Below are 22,730 nucleotides of genomic sequence, written 5' to 3'. Positions count from 1 at the left end.
CTTAGAAAGGAGGTGATCCAGCCGCACCTTCCGGTACGGCTACCTTGTTACGACTTCGTCCCAATCGCCAATCCCACCTTCGACGGCTCCCTCCAAAAAGGTTAGGCCACCGGCTTCGGGTGTTACCGACTTTCATGACGTGACGGGCGGTGTGTACAAGGCCCGGGAACGTATTCACCGCAGCATTGCTGATCTGCGATTACTAGCGACTCCGACTTCATGGGGTCGAGTTGCAGACCCCAATCCGAACTGAGACCGGCTTTAAGAGATTCGCTCCGCTTTACAGCATCGCAGCCCTCTGTACCGGCCATTGTAGCATGTGTGAAGCCCTGGACATAAGGGGCATGATGATTTGACGTCATCCCCACCTTCCTCCGAGTTGACCCCGGCAGTCTCTCACGAGTCCCCACCATAACGTGCTGGCAACATAAGACAAGGGTTGCGCTCGTTGCGGGACTTAACCCAACATCTCACGACACGAGCTGACGACAACCATGCACCACCTGTATAGAAGCCACAAGGGAAACCACATCTCTGCAGCGATCCTCTATATGTCAAGCCCAGGTAAGGTTCTTCGCGTTGCATCGAATTAATCCACATGCTCCGCCGCTTGTGCGGGCCCCCGTCAATTTCTTTGAGTTTTAGCCTTGCGGCCGTACTCCCCAGGCGGGGCGCTTAATGCGTTAGCTACGGCACGGAGTCCGTGGAATGAACCCCACACCTAGCGCCCACCGTTTACGGCATGGACTACCAGGGTATCTAATCCTGTTCGCTACCCATGCTTTCGCTCCTCAGCGTCAGTTACTACCCAGAGACCTGCCTTCGCCATCGGTGTTCTTCCTGATATCTGTGCATTCCACCGCTACACCAGAAATTCCAGTCTCCCCTGTAGTACTCAAGTCAGCCCGTATCGCCTGCACGTCCAGGGTTAAGCCCTAGGATTTCACAGACGACGTGACAAACCGCCTACGAGCTCTTTACGCCCAGTAATTCCGGACAACGCTCGCACCCTACGTATTACCGCGGCTGCTGGCACGTAGTTAGCCGGTGCTTCTTCTGCAGGTACCGTCACTTACGCTTCGTCCCTACTGAAAGAGGTTTACAACCCGAAGGCCGTCATCCCTCACGCGGCGTCGCTGCATCAGGCTTCCGCCCATTGTGCAATATTCCCCACTGCTGCCTCCCGTAGGAGTCTGGGCCGTATCTCAGTCCCAATGTGGCCGATCACCCTCTCAGGCCGGCTACCCGTCGTCGCCTTGGTAGGCCATTACCCCACCAACAAGCTGATAGGCCGCGGGCTCATCCTGCACCGAAAAACTTTCCACCAAACCCCATGAGGAGAAAGGTCCTATCCAGTATTAGACCCAGTTTCCCAGGCTTATCCCAGAGTGCAGGGCAGATTGCCCACGTGTTACTCACCCGTTCGCCACTCGAGTACTCCAGCAAGCTGGAGCCTTTCCGTTCGACTTGCATGTGTTAAGCACGCCGCCAGCGTTCGTCCTGAGCCAGAATCAAACTCTCCATAAAAGATCACAATCACAACCACAAAGGCCGCAATCAGAACAAAAAAGAAAGATCCAAGCAAAAAACTCGAAAACAAACATCCACACCCAACGGGGGTTGAGCGCAGACAAAAAATTGGCATTCAATAAAATCAGTACACTGTTGAGTTCTCAAACAACATATCCACTCACCGCATACAGGCGTTAGCCCCCTTGCGGAAAGCGCTTCTCTAAGTTACCCCTCAGCGGAATCAGTGTCAAATCCTGATCCGCAATTTTCGTATCTCACCGTGGAGGTGATTCGTACGAGACGGAAAGGTAATCCGTAAGAATCAGCTTCGCGTCCAGCCTCGTTCACCATTCCGATTACCTCGGCGGGTCGGTGTCCGCGTCTCGCTGACCTGTTAAAGATTACGCACCGTTCCAGGGTTTAGCAAATCGGCTGTTCAAACCTGGTTTCCGAACAATGTGATGGTTTTATACGGATTCTCAACAGATTCACTGCTTCGTAATACATATTCCCGATATACGTTTTCTATAACTACCGAATATGTTAATAATTCCTATTTTAAATAATCTACCATCATAATTTAGAGAGTTCCTCCAAAATTAATAGATGAAGATTGTTATTAACTGACATTTTCACTAGCCAAACCTGGTTAATAGTTATTCAGATACAAAGGCCCCACCCGATGTAGTCGGATGGGGCCTTTGTCCATTCATAGACACTAGCTCAGCAGCACTTCATATCGCTGCAGCTACCTGATGTGAACACCGCGCACATTCTTCTTGCCGCGCCGTACCAAGAGCCAATTCCCCGGCAGTAAGTCTGCCCCTGCAGGAATCCATGACTCGTCATTGATCCGTTCATTGTTCACAGAGCACCCACCCTCTTTAAGGGTGCGGCGAGCCTCTCCCTTTGAGGAGCACAAGCCTGTCTCGATCAGTAGATCAACAATTGTGACACCCATATCCTTATCGATGTCGATTGCTCCCGCTTCTTGCAGGGCAGCTCCCAGCGTTGCACCATCCAGTGCACGCAGGTCTCCCTTTCCGAAGAGCGCCGCACTCGCTGCTTTCACGGCCTCAGTCGCAACTTTCCCATGGACCAACGTCGTCATCTCGTCAGCCAGACACCGCTGTGCCTTGCGCGCACCGGGATTCGCCTCAACTTCGGTAGCTAACTCGTCTAGCTCCTCCTTCGTCAGGAAGGTAAACCAGCGCAAGTACTTGATGACGTCCGCATCATTGGTGTTGAGGAAGTACTGGTACCACTTGTAGGGACTCGTCATCTCTGGATCAAGCCAGAGTGAGCCGCCACCAGTGGACTTACCAAACTTCTTACCGTCCGAGCTCGTCACCAATGGCACCGTAATACCGTGCACTTTGGCATTATTGACACGACGGTTAAGGTCAATACCGGCGACAATATTGCCCCACTGATCCGAGCCACCCACCTGCAGCACACACCCGTAGCGACGGTTAAGCTCAACAAAGTCATTCGCCTGCAAGATCATGTAAGAGAATTCGGTGTAGGAAATGCCATCAGTCTCGAGACGCCGCTTGACGGTTTCGCGCGACAGCATCGTGTTCAGCGAAAAGCTCTTTCCCAAACCACGCAGGAAGTCAATAGCCGACATCTCCCCCACCCAATGCATATTATTTTCAACAATCGCACCGGTTTCGGAATCATCGAACGTGACAAAACGCTCAAGCTGGTTCTTGATACGCTCTGCCCAGTCGGCAACCGTATCCTCTGAATTCATAACGCGCTCGCCCACGTCACGCGGATCACCAATAAGACCAGTAGCCCCACCCGCCATCACAATCGGCCGATGTCCTGCCTTCTGGAAGCGGCGCAGAAGAAGCAGCGGGATCAGGTGACCAGCATGCAAGCTAGGACCCGTGGGGTCGAAACCACAATATAGGGTAATCGGTCCATCGTTGATAGCATCGCGCAACTCGTCGATATCGGTGGACTGTTGAATCAGCCCGCGCCACGTCAGTTCATCAATGATATTATCCATGACCAGTAACTCCTAGTAGTGGTGGACGTACGTAAAACTTCTTGTGCTGATGGGTCATTTAGGCCCTTGGATCAATGGCGACACCCATAAGCCGCTCATGCTCGGCATCAGAAACCTGGCGGGCCTCGTTCATCAGCATGACGGGAATACCATCACGGATGGGATAAGCCTTGTGGAGACGCGGGTTGTAGATACACTCGCCCGCAACATACAGCACGCTCCCCTTGTCCTCTGGGCACGCCAAAATCTTGAGTAATGCAGGATCAATCTCAGTAGACATGACACTTCCTTCTCTTCTGCAGAGCTTTCTAGAGAACGCTATTCGGCAGGAACGGTGGGTGATTCAACGAAAGCAACATCAGCAGCAATAGCCGCTCGCACACGCTCGAGCTGCTCGCGCACACGCGGCTCAGCGGTTCCGCCACGGGTCTTACGAGACGCCACCGAACCTTCAATGGTAAGAACGGAGCGAACCTCGGGCGTAAGAGCGGGGTCAACGGAGGCAAACTCTGCATCCGTCAGGTCTGCCAGTTCTACCCCTCGCTGTTCTGCCACCTGGACACATCCGCCCGCGGCCTCATGCGCCTGACGGAACGGGACACCCTGCTTCACCATCCACTCCGCGATGTCAGTAGCCAGAGTGAATCCGCGGGGGGCAAGCTCACGCATCCGATCCTCATGGAAGACCAGCGTGCGCACCAAACCGGCCATCGCTGGAAGAGTCATTTCCAGTTGTGCGACAGAGTCAAACACCGGCTCTTTGTCTTCCTGCAAATCGCGATCATAGGCAAGCGGCAATGCTTTAAAGGTTGCCAGCAAGCCGGAAAGGTTACCGATCAAGCGTCCGGCCTTGCCACGAGCAAGTTCCGCAACATCGGGGTTCTTCTTCTGCGGCATGATGGAGCTTCCCGTGGACCACGCATCTGCCAGTGTCACGTAGCTGAATTCGGGTGTCGACCAGGCAATAATCTCTTCCGCTAGACGGGACACGTCCACAGCGATCTGCGCCAGCACATACGCAAATTCAGAAACGAAATCTCGAGATGCCGTTCCATCTAAGGAGTTGTCCGAGGCATCCGCGAAGCCCAGCTCTGCGGCAATGGCTTCAGGGTCGAGATCGAGAGTGGAACCGGCCAGCGCACCGCCGCCGTACGGGGAGACGGCGGTGCGGCGGTCAAGATCCTTGAGTCGGTCGATATCACGCAGCAAGGGGTGCACGTGTGCGAGCAGCTGGTGGGAAAGGAGCACCGGCTGCGCCGCCTGGAAGTGGGTCTTTCCTGGCATGATGACACCCATATGGGCATCAGCCTGGGCGACAAGCGCATCAGCCAAACCCAAAACCTCTACTCCGACGCGTCGGAGCGCATCTCGCACCCACATGCGGAAAAGCGTGGCGACCTGGTCGTTACGGGAGCGTCCCGCACGGAGCCGCCCACCGACTTGCAGCCCTACTCGCTCGATAAGGCCACGCTCTAGCGCACCATGCACATCCTCGTCATCATCAGCTGGCTGGAATGTTCCCGAAGCTACATCCGCAGCGAGCTGATCAAGCCCTGCCAGCATAGTGGCAAGATCCTCGTCCGAGAGCAGCTGAGCCCGGTTGAGCACACGCGCATGTGCTTTCGACGCGCGGATGTCATAGGGTGCCAGTACCCAGTCGAACTGGGTGGACTTGGAGAGGAGAGCCATCGCCTGTGCAGGTTCATCGGCGAAGCGTCCTCCCCACAGTGATCCCTTATTAGTCTCGTGACGAGGGGAAGAACTCATGGGGGTCCTTATCGAATGAAAGTGAGTAGAGTGACGTGCTTAGTTAGCCAGACGCTGATCACGCTGCGCGTTGATCTTGCTGGACAGGCCGTGCAGCTGTACGAAGCCCTTGGCGAGGGTCTGATCGAAGGAGTCACCCTCGTCGTAGGTAGCCAGGTTGAAGTCGTAGAGAGACTCGTCCGAACGACGACCGTTCACATTGATGTTGCCTCCGTGCATCACCAGGCGGATATCGCCGGTGACGTGCTTCTGAGACTCGCCGATGAAAGCATCGAGGGAATCCTTCAGAGGGCTGTACCAGAGGCCGTCGTAGACCAGCTCAGTCCAGCGGTCTTCGATGCGGTTCTTGAAACGGGTAAGTTCGCGCTCCATGCAAACGTTTTCCATCTCGCGGTGAGCCCGGATGAGGGTAACGGCGCCGGGAGCTTCGTAGATCTCGCGGGACTTAATACCAACGAGACGGTCCTCCACCATGTCGATGCGACCAATACCCTGGGCGCCAGCGCGACGGTTGAGTTCTTGAATGATTTCGAGAAGGCTCATCTGGCGGCCATCGAGAGCGACCGGCTTGCCTTCCTTGAAGGAGATGATGACCTCATCGGGAGCAGCCCAGTTCACGCTGGGATCCTCGGTGTAGCAGTAGACGTCCTTGGTCGGGGCGTTCCACAGGTCTTCCAAGTAGCCGGTCTCCACGGCACGACCGAAAACGTTCTGGTCGATGGAGAACGGGGACTTCTTGGTGACATTAATGGGGAGGTCGTGCTCCTCTGCAAAAGCAATAGCTTTCTCACGGGTCCAGGCGTAGTCACGCACCGGGGCAATAACTTCAGCGTTGGGAACGAGGGCGTTGAAGCCCACCTCGAAACGCACCTGGTCGTTACCCTTACCAGTACAGCCGTGAGCAATAGCGTCTGCACCGAATTCCTTGGCCGCAGCCGCGAGGTGTTTCACGATGAGAGGACGGGACAGCGCAGATACCAGCGGGTACTGGTTCTGGTACATGGCGTTGGCCTTGATAGCCGGCAGGCAGAAGTCATCAGCGAATTCATCGCGAGCGTCGACGACCACCGCTTCCACCGCGCCACAGCCGAGGGCACGCTGGCGGATGGACTCCATGTCCTCGCCCCCCTGACCGAGGTCAATAGAGACCGCGACCACGTCGGCACCAGTTTCGTGGCCGATCCAGCTGATAGCAACGGAGGTGTCCAGGCCACCGGAGTAGGCCAGTACAACACGCTTTGGCATGAATGTTTCCTTTCCTTGGAGAGCGTCGGACGCGCTCGCTTTCCATTATCGACTAAAACGTCGATGATCTGTAGTTGTGACGGGAGGGAGACACCCTACTGTGGGTGTTTTCCGATGAGCTTCGCAAAGTTAGCCGCTACTTCGGCCCCTTTATACGGCTCTCTAGTCTGGACAAAGATGGTGTCATCACCGGCGATGCATCCGGCAACTGCCGGAAGATTCGCCCGATCAAGGGCAGATGCGAGGTAATGTGCCGCCCCTGGTGGAGTCCGCAACACCACCAGGGCCTGGCATGCTTCCGCAGATACCAACAGTTCGCTGAGCAGTTTCGCGAGACGAGCAGTACCACCCTCGACCCCCTTAACCGGACTGCCATCTTCCGGAATCACGTAGGTGCCTTGGCCGCCATCAACTGCACGGAGCTTCACTGCACCGAGCTCGTCCAGATCCCGCGAGAGAGTCGCCTGGGTAACGGCAATACCTTCTGCAGCGAGCAGCTCCAACAGTTGTGGCTGGCTATGCACCCGATGCTCAATAAGTAAGCCGATAATTCGGGCCTGCCGTCCTGCTCGAGTGCTCGCCATAGTGTTCTTGACGGGAACGCCTACCGTCTTAGGCATTGAACTTCTCCAGCAGCCATACCATGATGGCCTTCTGCGCGTGAAGACGATTCTCTGCTTCATCGAACACACGGGACTGGGGCCCTTCGATGACAGAGTTGGTGACTTCCTTATCCCGATAAGCCGGCAAGCAGTGGAGGAAGATAGCGTCCTTAGCAGCATGCGCCATCAGATCATCATTAACCTGGAACGGGCGGAAGGGGCCTTCTCGGTCAAGGCCATCGCTTTCCTGCCCCATCGACACCCAGGTATCGGTGTAGACAACATTGGTTCCCTGTACCGCTTCGACTGGGTCGTGAGTGATGAGGAATTCTGTCCCCGTTAGCTCTGCCCGCTGTCGAGCCGCCTCCAGGATGTCGGCCCGCGGGGTAAACCCGTCCGGGGCACCGATACGAACGTTCATACCTGCAGTAAGACCACCCACCAGGAGCGAATTCGCCATGTTGTTGGCACCGTCACCCAAGTAGGTGAGGGTGAGGCCTTCCGTCTTACCAAAGTTCTCCCGGATCGTTTGGAGATCCGCCAGAATCTGACAGGGATGCCAGTCATCAGTGAGTGCGTTGATGACAGGAACAGTAGCCGCCGCAGCCATATCCTCAACGCGATCCTGCCCATAGGTTCGCCAAATAATGATAGAGACAAAACGGGAGAAGACACGGGCGGTGTCTTCAATAGTTTCGCCCTTGCCGATCTGGGTCACTCCGGATTCCACCACGATGGGGTTACCTCCCAGCTGTGCCACGCCGGTATCAAAAGAAAAGCGTGTGCGGGTGGAGGTCTTGTCGAAGAGAATGGCAGCAGACTGCGGCCCTTCCAAAGATCGGCTCGAGTAGGGAGCCTTCTTTAACGCATCAGCAAGCTCGAGAACTTCGAGTTGCTCGGCGGGGGTCAGATCGTCGTCACGGAGGAAGTGGCGCAACATACGGGGATTCTCCTTGGCTAGTCGGTCAAAGGTGAGGGGTTAGAACAACTGGTCGTTTAGGACTGTGCAGCCGCGGCATGGAATGCGGCATCGAGAATGCCGGGGAAGGCAGCGACTGCTTGATCAATCTGTTCACCGCTGATGATGAGCGGTGGTGCAATACGGAGCACGTTAGGCCGGGCGGCATTGATAATGAACCCTGCATCGCGGGCTGCTTGTTCGACGAAGGGGCCGATAGCTTCCGCTAATTCAACGCCGATTAATAGGCCACGTCCACGAATCTCCGCCACCAGGGGAAGGTGCAGAGCCGCAAGGGATGACATAAACCGCTCCCCCATCTCACGCACATGGTCACTCAGCTTCTCCGCTTCAATCGTGTCCAGCACCGCATTACCGGCAGCACACGAATAGGGATTACCGCCGAAGGTCGTGCCGTGAGAACCCGGCTGGAAGAAGCCTGCTGCGGGACCGGTAGCAAGGACTGCTCCGATGGGGAAACCACCCGCCAGGCCTTTTGCAAGCGTCACGACATCGGGGACAACACCCTGTGCCCGTGAACAGAACATGTCTCCGGTACGGTAGACACCCGTCTGCACTTCGTCGCAAATCATGAGGATGCCGTAATGGCTGGTGAGATCACGAATCTTCTGGAGATAGTCGTCATCGGGAACCATGACGCCCGCTTCACCCATAATGGGCTCAATGATGACGGCAGCAGTATTCTCCGGGTCCTTTTCCACCAGCGCCTGCAAAGCAGCAAAATCGTTGAAGGGGAAGTATTCAACTCCAGCTGGCATGGGCTCGAAGGGGGCACGTTTCTTCTCTTGGCCAGTGAGGGCAAGCGACCCCATAGTGCGCCCATGGAACCCATCAAGGTGCGTGAAGATACGGCGGCGGCCTGTCAGCCGAGAAAGCTTAAAAGCGATTTCATTAGCTTCCGCCCCGGAATTACAGAAGAAGACGCGGGTGGGTTGGTCGCTTCCGAATGCCGTGACTAGACGCTCTGCCAGATGCGCCTCTGGCGGATGCACAAAAAAGTTTGAGGTGTGCCCAAGAGTATGCAGCTGATCGGTGACCGCCTCAATAATGGCAGGATGCTGATGGCCGAGACAGTTGACGGCAATCCCCGAGAGGAGGTCTAGGTATTCTTTACCGCTTTCGTCCTCAACAATGCAGCCTTTGCCGCGCACCAGCCCGAGGGCAGGCGTACCGTAGGCATTCATCATGGTGTTCGTCCAGCTCTGCTGGAGGGGAGAGGCAGATGTCATGAGAGATTGTCCTCACGAGGATGAGTGGAGTGATTATGGGTGGTAGGGCTAGAAGTTGGGGGCACCACCATGGTACCGATACCGCCTTCCGTGAAAAGTTCAAGTAAGACTGAATGCCCGACGCGACCGTCAATCACATGGGCTGCAGGTACTCCCCCCTCAACGGCGCGCAGACATGCTTCCATCTTGGGAACCATGCCAGCTTCCAGGGAAGGTAGCAGACCTCGCAAAGTATCGGTATCGATACGGGTAACAAGGCTTTCTCTATTCGGCCAGTCTGTGTAGAAGCCGTCCACATCTGTCAGCATAACGAGCTTCTCTGCTCCCAAAGCAACTGCCAAAGCAGCTGAAGCGGTGTCCGCGTTGACGTTGAAGACTTGCCCATCCGGGTCAGGGGCAATCGTCGTTACGACGGGGATACGGCCTGCGTTGATAAGGTCATGCACCGCATCGGGATTCACTTCCGTGATATCGCCGACCAAGCCAATATCAGTGGGTACACCCTCCACGAGAACGGTACGTTTCCGAGCGGTGAGCAGTTGCGCATCCTCTCCGGAAATACCCACGGCATAGGCTCCGAAGTTGTTGATGAGGCCCACGAGTTCACGGCCAACCTTGCCGAAGAGCACCATGCGGACAACGTCCAATACCTCATCTGTGGTGACACGGAATCCACCCCGGAACTCACCTTCAATGCCCAAACGGGACAGCATGGAGTTAATCTGCGGCCCCCCACCATGGACGACAACCGGGTGAGCTCCGCACGCGCGTAGCATCACCATGTCCTTGGCGAAAGCTGCTTTAAGCCGGTCATCCACCATGGCGTTTCCGCCATATTTGACGACGATGATCTTGCCGGCGAATTGTTGAATCCACGGCAAGGCCTCGGTATAGACAGCGGCACGCTGTTGGGGGGCGAGTTCGGGAATATGGAGCGATTGTTCAATCGCGTCCTGGTCGGTCTCACTATTCATGATGACCTCAGAACCTCTTTATCGTGTAATGGTGTGATAGGTGAATAGGGGTAGTACCCACATTAGGTGGTGTATGCCGAGTTGATCTCAACATAGGCATGCGAAAGATCAGTAGTGCGAATACTGGCGGATTCCTCGCCTACCCCAAGATTGATCTCGACATGGATACGATCGCCCGTCATATCGATGGAGCGAGCATCAGGTAGCCCGCCACCATTGGCGAACACTTCCTTGCCATTGAACGCTACCGTCACCTTGAGAACGTCCATCGTTACCGGAGCAACACCCAAAGTGGCGAGCACACGACCCCAGTTCGGGTCTTGTCCAAAGAGTGCAGTCTTCACCAGGTTGTCGCGCGCAACCACGCGAGCAGCGGTGAGCGCATCAGCTTCGGTCTCTGCTCCCATGACGGTAATGATGCAGCACTTCGTCACTCCCTCTGCATCACTCATCATCTGGTCAGCGAGGTCATCGCAGACTGCAAAAATAGCTTCAGTGAGTTCTGCCTGGTTCGCGACAACTCCGCTCGCCCCGTTTGCCATCACCAGCACAGTGTCATTCGTGGAGGTAGAGCCATCAACATCGAGACGATCAAAGCTATAGGTAGCGGAGAAACGGAGAGCAGCTTCGAGATCCGCCTGGTTGGCGATAGCGTCAGTGGTGATGACGCAGAGCATGGTGGCTAGGCTAGGCGCGATCATGCCAGCTCCCTTGACCATGCCTCCCACTTTCCATCCCGCAGCAGAGGTGTATTCACTCTGCTTGGCGACGGTGTCAGTGGTCATAATGGCGGTTGCGGCTTCCAGCCCTTTCTCTGGGGTATTTCCTAAGAGGCCCGGAAGAGCCTCGATTCCTCCCAAAATAGCTGGCATGGGGAGTCGATCGCCGATGACACCGGTCGAGCAGATCGCAACCTGTCCAGCGTTAGTGGGGATGCCTGCATCCGTCAGCTGCAGTGCGAGATGAATTGCTTCTTCTTTAGCGTCTTCCAGCCCTACTGCACCAGTACACGCATTGGCTCCGCCCGAGTTCAGGACGACAGCACGCAGTTCTCCATCAGTAAGGATTTCTCGCGACCAGAGGACAGGAGCGGCTTGGAAACGATTGGAGGTGAACACGCCGGCTGCAGTGAGCTGCGGCCCCTCGTTAACAACGAGGGCCATATCTAGGCCACCGTGTTTTTTCACGCCGGCAGCGACCCCCGCTGCACGAAAACCTTGTGCAGCGGTCACACCAGCGGTGCGGGTGATAGTCATGATGGTTTTCCTCTTCTTTGGAAGACGTTAGGGAGCCAAACCTACGGTGTAGAGACCGGTGGTTTCCGGCCATCCCAGCATAAGGTTCATGCACTGCACTGCAGCGCCGGCGGTACCCTTCACAAGATTATCGATGACTGCGGTAATGACGAGTCGGTGTGCAGCAGTATCGACGTCGACAGCAATTTGTACGTTGTTGGATCCCACGACAGACTTCGACTGTGGTTGCTGCCCATAGGGAAGCAACTGGATGAAAGGCTCATCACGATAGGCCTCTTCGTAGAGACGCTGCACCTCTTCTAGGGTGGCGTGGGTTGTCGCAAAAGCGGTGGTAAGGATACCGCGTGTCATGGGGGCAAGTACTGGGGTAAAACTCACCGTAAGTTCTTGTTCGGTGAGCTCTTGCATGTTCTGCAAGATCTCCGGAGTATGACGGTGCCGACCGGCGACGTTATAGGCTTTCGCCGAACCACTCACCTCGGCATGGAGGTTGGCGACCTTGGCTCCCTTTCCAGCGCCAGAGGTACCGGAAAAAGAGACCACGGAAAGATTCCCATCGGTAATGCCTGCCTGGACCGCGGGGTACAGAGCGAGGGAAGCACCGGTGGGGAAACAGCCGGGTACTGCAACGGTGCGCGCAGCACGCACTGCGTCACGATGCCCGGGGAGTTCCGGTAGGCCGTAGGCCCAGGATCCTTGGTACTCGCACTGGTACCACTTCTCCCAGGCCTGTGCATCACGAAGACGAAAGTCTGCTGCACAGTCGATAACGAGCGGGGCGTCGTGTCCGGAAGCGGCGGCCACAGTAGTCAGGGAGTGGGCGAGTGCGCCAGAGTGGCCATGCGGCAGCGCCATAAAGACGACGTCGTGTCCCTGCAGCGTCTCGAGAGAGGTTTCGACAAAGGTTCGATCGGCGAGCGGAGCCAAATGAGGATGAAACTCGCCTACCTTTTGGCCGGCGTTGCTATTGGCGCACAGGGCGCCAAGAGTGAGCTCGCCATTCTGATAGGCGGGATGGGTAAGCAGGAGACGAAGAATCTCGGATCCTGCGTATCCGGTGGCTCCAGCAACTGCGACTGATATACTCATTCTTTGATTATTCACCATTTTGCAATATTATTCAAAACCTTTGGGGTGTCTCTACCACCCGTTCTCCACCCGACATATGGCTTGAAAAAGAGGCATTACCAGCCAACACAGGATAACTACTGACAGCTGGGATCCGTCTCCCAGCCATGGAATACCGGCCCATGCCCTTTACCAACCTCTAAAAGATCGGAATGGAAAATGGCACCATACAACCAATCAGTCGTCAACTGAGTCGCCCGCACCACGTCGCCCGATTGTGCAATGCGAGTCGCCAAACCAGACGACAACGAACAACCCGTCCCATGCGTATTGGATGTTGCCACATGGGGATGTGTAAACGTGGCAGCATCAGCGTCCCGCTGGAGCAACGTATCAGTCATTGTTTCCGACTCCAGATGACCACCCTTAACAAGGACAGCGGCCTGCGTCGTCGCCAGCACACGTTCACCTTGCACTAACGCCTCCCCCAAACTCTCGGCACGATCCTGCCCCACCAACACCGCAAGTTCTGGAACATTAGGTGTCACAACAGCAAGGTCAGCAACGTCACCAACAGTCGCGACCAAGCCACGCATTGCCTCCTCAGCCTCGGCAGTCAAAAGCCGATCCCCACTAGTGGCCACCATAACCGGGTCGAGAACAACCACCGGCGGCTTAACTTGCTGCAACCATTCGCCAATTAACTGGGTAATGGCCGTATCTCCCAGCATGCCAATCTTCACCGCATCGATAACAACATCATCAGTGACGGCATCAAGCTGCTCCTGCAAAAAGCTCAAAGGAGGAGTGTGGACGGAACGAACGCCGCAAGTATTCTGAGCCACCAACGCCGTCACCACAGCCATACCGTAGCCGCCTGCTGCCGCAATAGACTTCAGGTCTGCCTGTAGACCCGCACCGCCAGTGGGGTCAGTGCCAGCAATAGACAAGACGCGTGGAACTTCTCGTGAAATAAAGGTCATGCACACATCATTCCACTAAAATTCGTTGTCGTCGCCTTGTTCCCCAGCCGTGCCGAAAGTCTTTATATAGCCCGCAGCTCCGCGCCGAAACGTTCGGCAGCAACCGTCACGGCCGCATCACGGGCCGCGGAAGCATCTTCTTCCGTCAACGTCCGCTCTGTAGACCGGAAGCTCAACGCAAAGGCCAAGGACCGCTTGTCCGCTCCCAGCTGCTCCGACTCATAAATATCGAATAGCTTGACGCTTTCCAGAAGTTCTCCCCCACCCTCGTAGAGGGCGGCCGCGATATCCGCCTGCGGTACATCCTTCTCCACCACCAATGCAACGTCCTGGTAGACCGGCGGGTAGGGGGAGACGACTGGAGACTGTCCATGATATGCCTCAGGAAGAGCCGACACATTGAGCTCCATAGCGCACATACGAGCGGGCAATCCACACTTTTCAAGCACCTGCGGGTGGACTTCACCGGCGTAGCCCACTAGCTCATCGCCGAGATAAACAGCAGCACAGCGGCCGGGATGCCACGGCAGCAGATCGGCCTTCTCGAAGTGGAATTCGGCACCTACAGCCCGACCGACCTGACGTGCGGCTTCAATAATGTCCCACACATCGGCAGCACGTCCCTCACCCCACGGACCGGCTTGATCACGCAGACCGGTAAGCACCGCAGCCACATGCAGAGGCTGCTGCGGGAGAGCGGCCATCAAAGCGGTAATCTCATCATCAGAGGGGCGCTTATTGGTAGGCAGCATGGGCATGGGGCGAGTGGACTCATCCGGAAGACATACTTCTTCCACACCATAGAGACCAAGATCGCGCTGGCCTCGGGAGACGTTCCGCTTCACCACATCAAACATCGAGGGGAGCAAGGTCGTCGCCAAGCATGCGTAGTCCGAATCGAGAGGATTGAGCACAGTGGTGACAGTCCGCCGCGGATCATCCTCTGCCAATCCCCACTCGTCAAACACCTTGTTCGACATGAAGGGGGTGGGGAGAATCTCCACGTAACCGGCATATGCCAATGCCTTGTTCACAATCCGGCGACGGCGCTGCTCCGGGGTCAGACCACGACCAGACGGTGCGTGCGGGAGCCTTACTGGAATCTGTTCCAGCCCTTCCAAACGCAGCACTTCTTCCACCAGATCGGCGCGCATCTGCAGATCAGGGCGCCACGTCGGCGGAGTGACAGTCAGCATGCCGGGCTCCCCGGGAGTGTCCTCGACCGTGCAACCCACCTCTTCCAGACGACGCCGAGTGGTACCAGCAGGATAATCCACACCAGCCACAACGCTAGGCCGATTGTCGGGGAAGACAATCGGCGCCGCCAGGGAAATATCGCCGACATCGGTCAGCAGCGGCTCTACGGTGCCGCCGGCGATCTCCATCAAGAGGGTAGCAGCACGGTCAGCAGCAGCACGACACACGACTGGGTCGACCTTGCGCTCGAAACGACGAGAGGATTCCGAGCTGAGCTTATGGCGGCGTCCAGTGCGGAAAACATGAAGAGAATCGAAGTGTGCGGCTTCGAAGAGAATGTCCGTGGTGTCCTCACCTACCTCGGTGGAAGCACCGCCCATCACACCAGCCAAACCGATGGCACCAGAATCATCGGCGATAATGACATCTTCCACAGACAGCTCTCGTTCCACATCATCGAGAGTGACGAGCTTCTCGCCAGCCTGAGCGCACCGCACGGTTATACCGCCCTGCAATTTCGACACATCGTAAGCGTGCATCGGCTGCCCGAGCTCCAGCATGACATAGTTCGTCACGTCCACCGCCGGGCTGATGGGACGTACTCCGGAGAGCAGCAAACGCCGCTGCATCCACCAGGGAGTGACGGCCTGCGGATCAATACCTGTGACGCGACGCGCAATAAAACGATCTGCACCAGTCTCCGGATCAATAGTAACGGGCCACGCCTCTCCTTCATTTCCAAGCTCTTGTGCAACCGCAATATCGTCGTAGGTGAGGCCAAAGGAAGTCGCAATCTCGCGGGCCAACCCACGTACCGACAGTGCATAACCGCGGTCCGGGGTGATGTTCACTTCAAAGACAGCATCATCAAGCTGGAGCAGTTCGTAGGCGTCGCTACCCGGGTCGGCAGTTCCCGGCCGGAGGGTAATAATGCCGGAGTGGTCCTGCCCAATACCCAGCTCGGTAGCTGAGCACATCATGCCGCGGGACATGTGGCCATACGTTTTGCGTTCGCTGATCTCAAAACCGCCAGGGAGGACAGTCCCGGGAAGTGCAACGATGACCAGGTCGTGGAGCTTGAAGTTGCGCGCACCGCAGATAATCTCCTGTAGCTCCCCATTATCGTTTCCGACCTCCACATGGCAGAAACGGATAGGCTTCTTGAAGCCTTCTAGTTCTTCAATCTCCATCACCTGGCCCACCACCAGTGGTCCGGTAATAGTAGGGAGAGGCTGCGGAACACCCTCGATTTCGAAACCAACCTTCACGAAGCCAGCGTCGAGGTCTGCGGTACTGACAGACCAGCCCGGGTTGCACTTGTCGAGGGTCTCAGTGAGCCAACTTTGGGGAACGAACACGGTACATCCTTGTAAGCGGGAAAGCGAGTGGAATAGATGTCTGAGGGATATGTGCTGGGTTTAGGAGCGTATACCGAAGGGGAGAGTGAAACGAATGTCGCCTTCCACCATGTCGCGCATATCGGAGATGCCATTACGGAACTGCAAAGTGCGCTCCAAGCCCATGCCGAAGGCGAAGCCGGAGTACTCTTCGGGATCAATACCAGCGGAGAGCAGAACATTGGGGTTCACCATGCCACAGCCGCCCCATTCAACCCAACCAGCTCCGCCCTTCTTATCGGGGAACCAGACATCGACTTCTGCGCTGGGTTCCGTAAAGGGGAAATAGTTAGCGCGCATACGCGTCTTCGTCTCCGGACCAAAAAGCGCTTTGGCGAGGTGGTCAAGCACGCCGCGCAGATCTGCCATGGTGAGGCCTTTGTCGACAGCCAAACCTTCGATCTGGTGGAACACCGGGGTGTGGGTGGCATCCAGTTCGTCGGTGCGGAACGTACGACCAGGACAGCCGATGTAGATAGGCAGTTCCCGGGAAAGTAGAGTGCGTACTTGCACGGGTGAGGTGTGGGTGCGGAGAACAACGCGGGAATCTTCTGGCGCAATATGGAAGGTGTCCTGCATCGTGCGAGCGGGGTGGTCCGGCAGGAAGTTCAACATGTCAAAATTGAACTGTTCGGTCTCCACCTCAGGGCCGTCAGCAATTTCCCATCCCATACCGATGAGAATGTCGGAGATCTGGTCGGCAATCATCGTGATCGGATGCTGTGCCCCCACAGGTTGACGGGTGGAGGGTTGCGATACATCGATCGACTCAGCGATCAGCAGGTTCGCCGCATGTTCTTGTTCCAGGGCAGCCTTCCGCTCGCCGAATGCGCGTTCAGCAACGCCACGCGCCACGTTCACAGCACGGCCAGCGTCCTTTCGGGCTTCTTTTGCGATGGAGCCAAGGGTGCGACGTGCTAGCGCAAGCGGGGATTTATCACCGAGGTGGTGGGTACGTGCGGCCGCAAGCTCCTCGAGATTGGTGGCGGCGGTAAACGCAGCCGCAGCGGCTTCAGCGTGACTGTTAAGTGTCTCTTCACTTAGGTCTGCGGGCTGGTTTTCCTGCGTCATGATTCTCCTTGGAATAAACGTCTTTCAAGCCTCTAGCCTAGTGCATGACCCGGCCGGGCTTCACGCCTGCTGTGCTGTTGCGGAAGTGTAGAGGCAGATCGAGGCGGCGGTGGCGAGGTTCAGACTCTCCGCCCGACCTCGGATAGGGATAGTGACAGTGTGGTCAGCTTGAGCGGCAACAGCCGGGTCGAGACCGTGTGCTTCACTGCCCATCAGCCACGCGGTGGGACGGCTCAGCAGCTGCTCTGCCTGGTCCAGACGCACTTCTCCGTCCATTGTTGTCGCCAGCAGTTGGATGCCGCAGCTCTGCAACGCGGTGAGGGCGGCTTCTGTATCGCTCTCCCGGCATACTGGCAGGTGGTAGATGCTGCCCGCGGATGAGCGCACACACTTTGTGTTCTCGGGATCGACTGAATGACCAGCAAAAACCACGAGATCCGCACCAAAGGCGTCGGCGAGTCGGACCATTGTCCCCGCATTGCCAGGATCATTAGTGTCAACGCCTACCAGCACCAGCTGTGGGTGAGGCTGTTGGTCGAGAGCTGTCGCCAGATCAGTCACTGTCGACTGGCAGACAGCGTAAATGCCAGGCGGCGTGACAGTGTCGGTGAGGAGCTTGTCTGCTTTCGGGCTGATGTAGTGAACATGCAAGCGACGATCGCGGGCGCTCACCACCGTACTGGCAAAGCGTGCAGCGGCGTCCTCAGTGACGTAGACATCAATGACATCACCGTAACGAATGGCCTCGGAGACGGCATTCCACCCTTCTGCGAGAAACTGCCCAGTTTTACGTCGCTGCGCTGGGCGGTGAAGTTTAGCCGCGGAAACGACCCGCGGAGTTCGTTCGGTGAAGATCTCCACGGGTCGTTCAGAAGTATGGTGTACCACAGGCGTGCGCTTTACTGCTACTCAGCAGCGGGGGCGTTGACGTCCTCCGGCAGTGCCTTGCGAGCGGCATCCACCAGCGCAGTGAAGGCAGCGGCGTCAGAGACAGCGATTTCCGCGAGAACCTTACGATCCAGATCGATGCCGGCAAGACGCAGACCCTGCATGAAGCGGTTGTAGGTCATGTCGTTCTGGCGAGCGGCAGCGTTAATCCGTGCGATCCACAGTTTGCGGAAGTCTCCCTTACGGGCACGGCGGTCCCGGTAGGAGTAAGTCATTGAGTGGAGGGTCTGCTCCTTAGCCTTGCGGTAGAGGCGGGAACGCTGACCGCGGTAGCCGGAGGCACCTTCCAGTATGGTGCGACGCTTCTTCTGGGCATTCACTGCCCGCTTTACTCGTGCCACGATGTCATCCTGTCGATTGTTAGGGGATAAAAAAGTCTTGGTGTGCTGGCTAAGTGTTAGCCGAGGAGGCGCTTAATGCGCTTCACGTCAGCGGTGGCAACGTCAGTGGTGCCGGAAATGCGACGGGTGCGACGGGAGGACTTGTGCTCCAGGAGGTGGCGCTTGTTGGCCATCTCGCGGGAGAGTTTGCCGCTACCGGTCTTCTTGAAGCGCTTAGCGGTTCCCTTGTGGGTCTTCTGCTTAGGCATTATTCCTCAGTTCTTCTCGTGATCAGGGGCTGATCGGGGGATCCATGGGGCGGAGAGCCAACCGAAGTTAGTCTTCTCCAGCCTGCTGACGAGTCTTCTTCCCGCGGTGGGGAGCAATAACCATCGTCATATTGCGGCCATCTTGTTTCGGGCGAGCCTCGACAAAGCCGTACTCTTCGACGTCATTGGCAAGACGTTCGAGAAGGCGGTAGCCCAGTTCAGGACGAGATTGCTCACGTCCGCGGAACATGATGGTCACCTTGACCTTGGAGCCTTTATTGAGGAAACGAACAACGTTTCCCTTCTTGGTCTCGTAGTCGTGGTCGTCGATCTTGGGACGAAGCTTCTGCTCCTTGATCACGGTCTGCTGCTGGTTCTTGCGGGCTTCGCGAGCTTTCTGCGCAGCCTCGTACTTGAACTTGCCGTAGTCCATAATCTTGCACACGGGCGGGTGAGCATTGGGAGCAACCTCGACCAGGTCGAGGTCAGCCTCGTACGCCAGCTTGAGAGCCTGCTCCACACCTACAATGCCCACCTGTTCCCCGTTGGGACCTACCAGGCGGACTTCGGGAACACGGATTCGCTCATTAATGCGGGCGTCTTGATTGCTGATGGGGACTCCTCAATAGTTCGGATTCTGGTGACCGAAGTGTATCCCATAGCATCCACGAAAAAAGCCCTGCGGCAGTCTTGCTACCGGCAGGGCCCATCGACCGTTACTATCCTCACCACCCGACGCATACGGGGAAGGGACCTAACGGACCAGGAAACAATCGGAGCTACGCTCCTGACGTCGACTGGTGGGATGGGACTCCACTTGCTTCTGAAGCATACTTCAGACGGTCTTAGTGACTAGTTTACCGAAAAAGCCCGGGAATACCAATTCGGCGCTACTCGCCGTAGCACGCGAATAGTCTCTCTTCTACGACGAGGTAAACATCTCTGCCAAAAACTGCCCAGTGAAGGACTCCGGAACCTGCGCGATTTCTTCGGGCGTTCCCGCTGCCACAATGCGACCGCCGCCGGATCCGCCTTCGGGCCCGAGATCAATGACCCAATCTGCAGACTTAATGACGTCAAGATTATGCTCAATGACAATAACCGTATTGCCCTTATCAACCAGACCGTTGATGACGTCGAGCAACTTACGGATGTCTTCAAAGTGCAGACCGGTAGTCGGTTCGTCAAGAATATATACCGTGCTCCCAGTTGAGCGCTTTTGCAGTTCAGCAGCCAACTTCACACGTTGCGCTTCACCCCCAGACAGTGAGGTGGCAGGCTGCCCTAACCGCACATATCCCAAGCCCACATCCACCAGTGTGCTGAGATAACGGTGGATACTCGTGATGGGCTTAAAGAACTCAGCAGCCTCAACAATGGGCATATCCAACACCTCAGAGATGTTCTTGCCCTTGTAGCACACCTCCAGCGTCTCCCGGTTATAGCGATGACCATGGCAGACTTCACACGGAACGTAGACATCCGGGAGGAAGTTCATCTCGATTTTGATCGTGCCATCACCATGACAGGCTTCACACCGTCCTCCCTTCACATTGAAGGAGAAGCGACCGGGTTTGTAGCCCCGCATTTTGGCATCAGGAGTAGCGGCAAAAAGCCCACGTATCTTGTCAAAGACTCCGGTATAGGTTGCCGGGTTGGACCGTGGAGTACGCCCAATAGGCGACTGATCGACCTGTACCAATTTGTCCAGGTGCTCCAGACCTTCAATCCGCTTATGAGAGCCCGGCACCTGCCGGGCATGGTTAAGCTCATTCGCTAAGGCGGTGGCAAGAATGTCGTTCACCAAGGTCGACTTACCAGAGCCAGAGACACCGGTGACGCAGGTCAGCACGCCCAGCGGGAACTGCACATCAATATGCTGCAAGTTATTCTCACGCGCATCCACAACAGTAAGCATCCGATCTGTATCTATTGGACGCCGAACAGCAGGTACTGGAATAGTGCGCCGTCCCGACAAATAGGCACCAGTCAGCGAATTCTCTGCCTTCAGAAGATCCTCATAGGACCCTGAATGGACAATCTCTCCGCCAAATTCGCCTGCTCCTGGGCCAATGTCAACAACCCAATCGGCTTCCTGCATAGTCTCCTCGTCGTGCTCCACGACAATGAGGGTGTTTCCGAGATCGCGGAGGCGTTTAAGAGTAGCAATAAGCTTGCGATTATCCCGTTGATGCAGCCCAATTGACGGCTCATCGAGTACATACAGAACGCCCGCCAGCCCTGATCCAATCTGGGTGGCAAGCCGGATACGCTGCGCTTCCCCTCCAGACAGACTGGCTGCGGCACGGGACAGTGTCAGGTAGTTAAGCCCCACATCCAGCAGGAACTGGAGGCGAGCACGAACTTCCTTGATAATACTGTGTGCAATCGCAGCTTCCCGACTCCCGAGCTGAAGATGATTGATGACCTCCAGACACTCGTCAATCGAAAGATCAGTCATATCCGCAATATTGAGTTCACGACCATCATCCGTAGCAAGAATAACCGCCAAAATCTCGGGACGCAGGCGCTTCCCCTGGCAAGACTCACACGGCACCGGCCGCATAAATGACTGGTAGCGATCTTTCAGACTTTCCGAATCGGTGTACTCGAGCTTACGGTTGATATAAGGAATGACACCCTCGAAGGGGGCGTTATAACTGCGGCGCCGACCGAACCGATTCTTATAACTCACATGCACTTCGTGAGACGATCCGTACAACACTGCCTTGCGTTGTGCAGCGGTGAGCTCATCCCAGGGAGTGTCCATAGAAAAGCCCATGGCCTCCGCAAGGCCACCCAACAGCTTTTGGAAGTAGCTTTGGTTAGCACCATACGCCCACGGCAAAACCGCCCCCTCTGACAGGCTCTTGTCCCCATCCTGCACAATGAGTGCAGGATCGAGCTTCATGTGCGATCCCAACCCATCACAGTCTGGACAGGCGCCATACGGGGAGTTAAAGGAAAACGAGCGGGGCTCCAGTTCGTCAAGGTCGAGACGGTGACCATTCGGACACGCCATTCGCTCCGAGAAACGCATCATGCGGTCCGGATCATCCTCAGCTTTGTCAACGCATTCGATGACGACAATGCCGTTCGCCAGATTTAACGCTGTTTCAATGGAATCAGTCAGACGCTGCTTTGCTGATGCCTTCACCATCATGCGGTCAACAACGACGTCGATATCGTGCTTCTCTTGCTTTTTTAAAACAGGAGGCTCACTCAGTGAATAGATGCGCCCATCTACTCGAACCCGCGCGAAACCTTCGCTTTGAAGACGGCTAAAGAGATCGTGAAACTCACCTTTTCGGGTACGCGCCACCGGAGCTAGAATCTGGAATTTCTCCCGTTCTGGTAGTTCCAGCACTTGGTCGACAATCTGCTGGGGAGTCTGCCGGGAAATAACTGCACCACACTCTGGGCAGTGTGCAGTACCGGCACGCGCATAGAGCAGTCGTAGATAATCGTAGATTTCGGTGATGGTGCCCACTGTCGAGCGGGGATTACGATTGGTCGCCTTTTGATCGATAGATACTGCCGGGGACAACCCCTCGATGATCTCAACGTCAGGCTTGTCCATCTGCCCTAGGAACTGCCGCGCATAGGCAGAAAGGGACTCCACGTAACGGCGTTGTCCCTCCGCAAAGATGGTGTCGAAAGCGAGGGAGGACTTGCCGGAACCCGAAAGACCGGTGAAGCAGATGAACGCATCGCGGGGCAGGTCGAGGTCAACACCTTTCAAGTTATGTTCGCGCGCACCCCTCACGACCAGGCGTTCCGCCATCTGTCCTCCTTCTGTGAGCTTCTCCCTTTCATGGTAACGACCTCGTCAAACAACCTCTCAGCATGTTCGCTAGTAGCCAGCAGTCCGGTGTCAGAAACGTACACTGTGGGTG

At 56.3% G+C, this 22,730-nt stretch carries 18 protein-coding genes and 1 rRNA gene; all 19 read right to left on the bottom strand.

Annotation, left to right across the window (positions count from 1 at the left end; genetic code table 11):
- Positions 1-5: 5 nt before the first annotated feature.
- The 19 genes from IY73_RS07830 to uvrA all read right to left on the bottom strand — a co-directional run bounded on the left by IY73_RS07830 (position 6) and on the right by uvrA (position 22,618).
- Positions 6-1,527: ribosomal RNA gene (locus tag IY73_RS07830) — 16S ribosomal RNA — on the bottom strand.
- 733 nt (positions 1,528-2,260) lie between these two features.
- A complete protein-coding gene (gene tyrS, locus IY73_RS07825) occupies positions 2,261-3,529 on the bottom strand; it encodes a tyrosine--tRNA ligase (protein ID WP_053979167.1) in 1,269 nt (422 codons plus the stop codon).
- Positions 3,530-3,587: 58 nt separating this feature from the next.
- On the bottom strand, positions 3,588-3,809 hold the full coding sequence (locus IY73_RS07820; RefSeq protein WP_053962585.1) for a Trm112 family protein: 222 nt from the start codon (positions 3,807-3,809) through the stop codon (positions 3,588-3,590).
- Between the two features lie 38 nt (positions 3,810-3,847).
- Positions 3,848-5,296 (bottom strand): argininosuccinate lyase, encoded by a 1,449-nt coding sequence (argH, locus tag IY73_RS07815; protein ID WP_053962584.1) that lies wholly within the window; start codon positions 5,294-5,296, stop codon positions 3,848-3,850.
- Positions 5,297-5,335: 39 nt separating this feature from the next.
- Positions 5,336-6,541 (bottom strand): argininosuccinate synthase, encoded by a 1,206-nt coding sequence (locus tag IY73_RS07810; RefSeq protein WP_053962583.1) that lies wholly within the window; start codon positions 6,539-6,541, stop codon positions 5,336-5,338.
- Between the two features lie 95 nt (positions 6,542-6,636).
- Positions 6,637-7,161 (bottom strand): arginine repressor, encoded by a 525-nt coding sequence (locus IY73_RS07805; protein ID WP_053962582.1) that lies wholly within the window; start codon positions 7,159-7,161, stop codon positions 6,637-6,639.
- On the bottom strand, positions 7,154-8,083 hold the full coding sequence (gene argF, locus IY73_RS07800; RefSeq protein WP_053962581.1) for an ornithine carbamoyltransferase: 930 nt from the start codon (positions 8,081-8,083) through the stop codon (positions 7,154-7,156). The genes IY73_RS07805 and argF overlap by 8 nt, the downstream gene beginning before the upstream one ends.
- A gap of 56 nt (positions 8,084-8,139) precedes the next feature.
- A complete protein-coding gene (locus IY73_RS07795) occupies positions 8,140-9,351 on the bottom strand; it encodes an acetylornithine transaminase (RefSeq protein WP_053962580.1) in 1,212 nt (403 codons plus the stop codon).
- Entirely contained in the window at positions 9,348-10,325 is a 978-nt protein-coding gene (gene argB, locus IY73_RS07790; protein WP_082345544.1) for an acetylglutamate kinase, read from the bottom strand. Before argB ends, IY73_RS07795 begins: the two co-directional genes overlap by 4 nt.
- A gap of 62 nt (positions 10,326-10,387) precedes the next feature.
- The gene (argJ, locus tag IY73_RS07785) at positions 10,388-11,581 is read right to left on the bottom strand and encodes a bifunctional glutamate N-acetyltransferase/amino-acid acetyltransferase ArgJ (RefSeq protein ID WP_053962579.1); all 1,194 of its coding nucleotides are present in this window, start codon (positions 11,579-11,581) and stop codon (positions 10,388-10,390) included.
- Positions 11,582-11,608: 27 nt separating this feature from the next.
- On the bottom strand, positions 11,609-12,670 hold the full coding sequence (gene argC / locus IY73_RS07780) for an N-acetyl-gamma-glutamyl-phosphate reductase (RefSeq protein WP_053979166.1): 1,062 nt from the start codon (positions 12,668-12,670) through the stop codon (positions 11,609-11,611).
- 116 nt (positions 12,671-12,786) lie between these two features.
- On the bottom strand, positions 12,787-13,632 hold the full coding sequence (thiD, locus tag IY73_RS07775; RefSeq protein WP_053962577.1) for a bifunctional hydroxymethylpyrimidine kinase/phosphomethylpyrimidine kinase: 846 nt from the start codon (positions 13,630-13,632) through the stop codon (positions 12,787-12,789).
- A gap of 62 nt (positions 13,633-13,694) precedes the next feature.
- Positions 13,695-16,187 carry a phenylalanine--tRNA ligase subunit beta gene (pheT, locus tag IY73_RS07770; RefSeq protein WP_053962576.1) on the bottom strand — a complete coding sequence of 831 codons (2,493 nt, stop codon included), beginning with the start codon at positions 16,185-16,187 and terminating at the stop codon, positions 13,695-13,697.
- Between the two features lie 60 nt (positions 16,188-16,247).
- On the bottom strand, positions 16,248-17,297 hold the full coding sequence (pheS, locus tag IY73_RS07765) for a phenylalanine--tRNA ligase subunit alpha (RefSeq protein ID WP_053962575.1): 1,050 nt from the start codon (positions 17,295-17,297) through the stop codon (positions 16,248-16,250).
- Between the two features lie 60 nt (positions 17,298-17,357).
- The gene (locus tag IY73_RS07760) at positions 17,358-18,158 is read right to left on the bottom strand and encodes a TrmH family RNA methyltransferase (protein WP_053962574.1); all 801 of its coding nucleotides are present in this window, start codon (positions 18,156-18,158) and stop codon (positions 17,358-17,360) included.
- 44 nt (positions 18,159-18,202) lie between these two features.
- Positions 18,203-18,586, bottom strand: a complete 384-nt coding sequence (gene rplT, locus IY73_RS07755; protein ID WP_053962573.1) for a 50S ribosomal protein L20 — start codon at positions 18,584-18,586, stop codon at positions 18,203-18,205.
- A 56-nt stretch (positions 18,587-18,642) separates the two neighbouring features.
- A complete protein-coding gene (gene rpmI / locus IY73_RS07750; RefSeq protein ID WP_053962572.1) occupies positions 18,643-18,834 on the bottom strand; it encodes a 50S ribosomal protein L35 in 192 nt (63 codons plus the stop codon).
- Positions 18,835-18,901: 67 nt separating this feature from the next.
- The gene (gene infC / locus IY73_RS07745) at positions 18,902-19,447 is read right to left on the bottom strand and encodes a translation initiation factor IF-3 (RefSeq protein ID WP_082345543.1); all 546 of its coding nucleotides are present in this window, start codon (positions 19,445-19,447) and stop codon (positions 18,902-18,904) included.
- Between the two features lie 309 nt (positions 19,448-19,756).
- A complete protein-coding gene (uvrA, locus tag IY73_RS07740) occupies positions 19,757-22,618 on the bottom strand; it encodes an excinuclease ABC subunit UvrA (RefSeq protein WP_053979165.1) in 2,862 nt (953 codons plus the stop codon).
- Between the last annotated feature and the right edge of the window lie 112 nt (positions 22,619-22,730).

It is taken from the genome of Lawsonella clevelandensis (genome assembly GCF_001293125.1).
Lineage (GTDB): Bacteria > Actinomycetota > Actinomycetes > Mycobacteriales > Mycobacteriaceae > Lawsonella > Lawsonella clevelandensis.
Note: the sequence above shows the minus strand (reverse complement) of the source record. Positions and strands in the feature narration are given on the sequence as shown.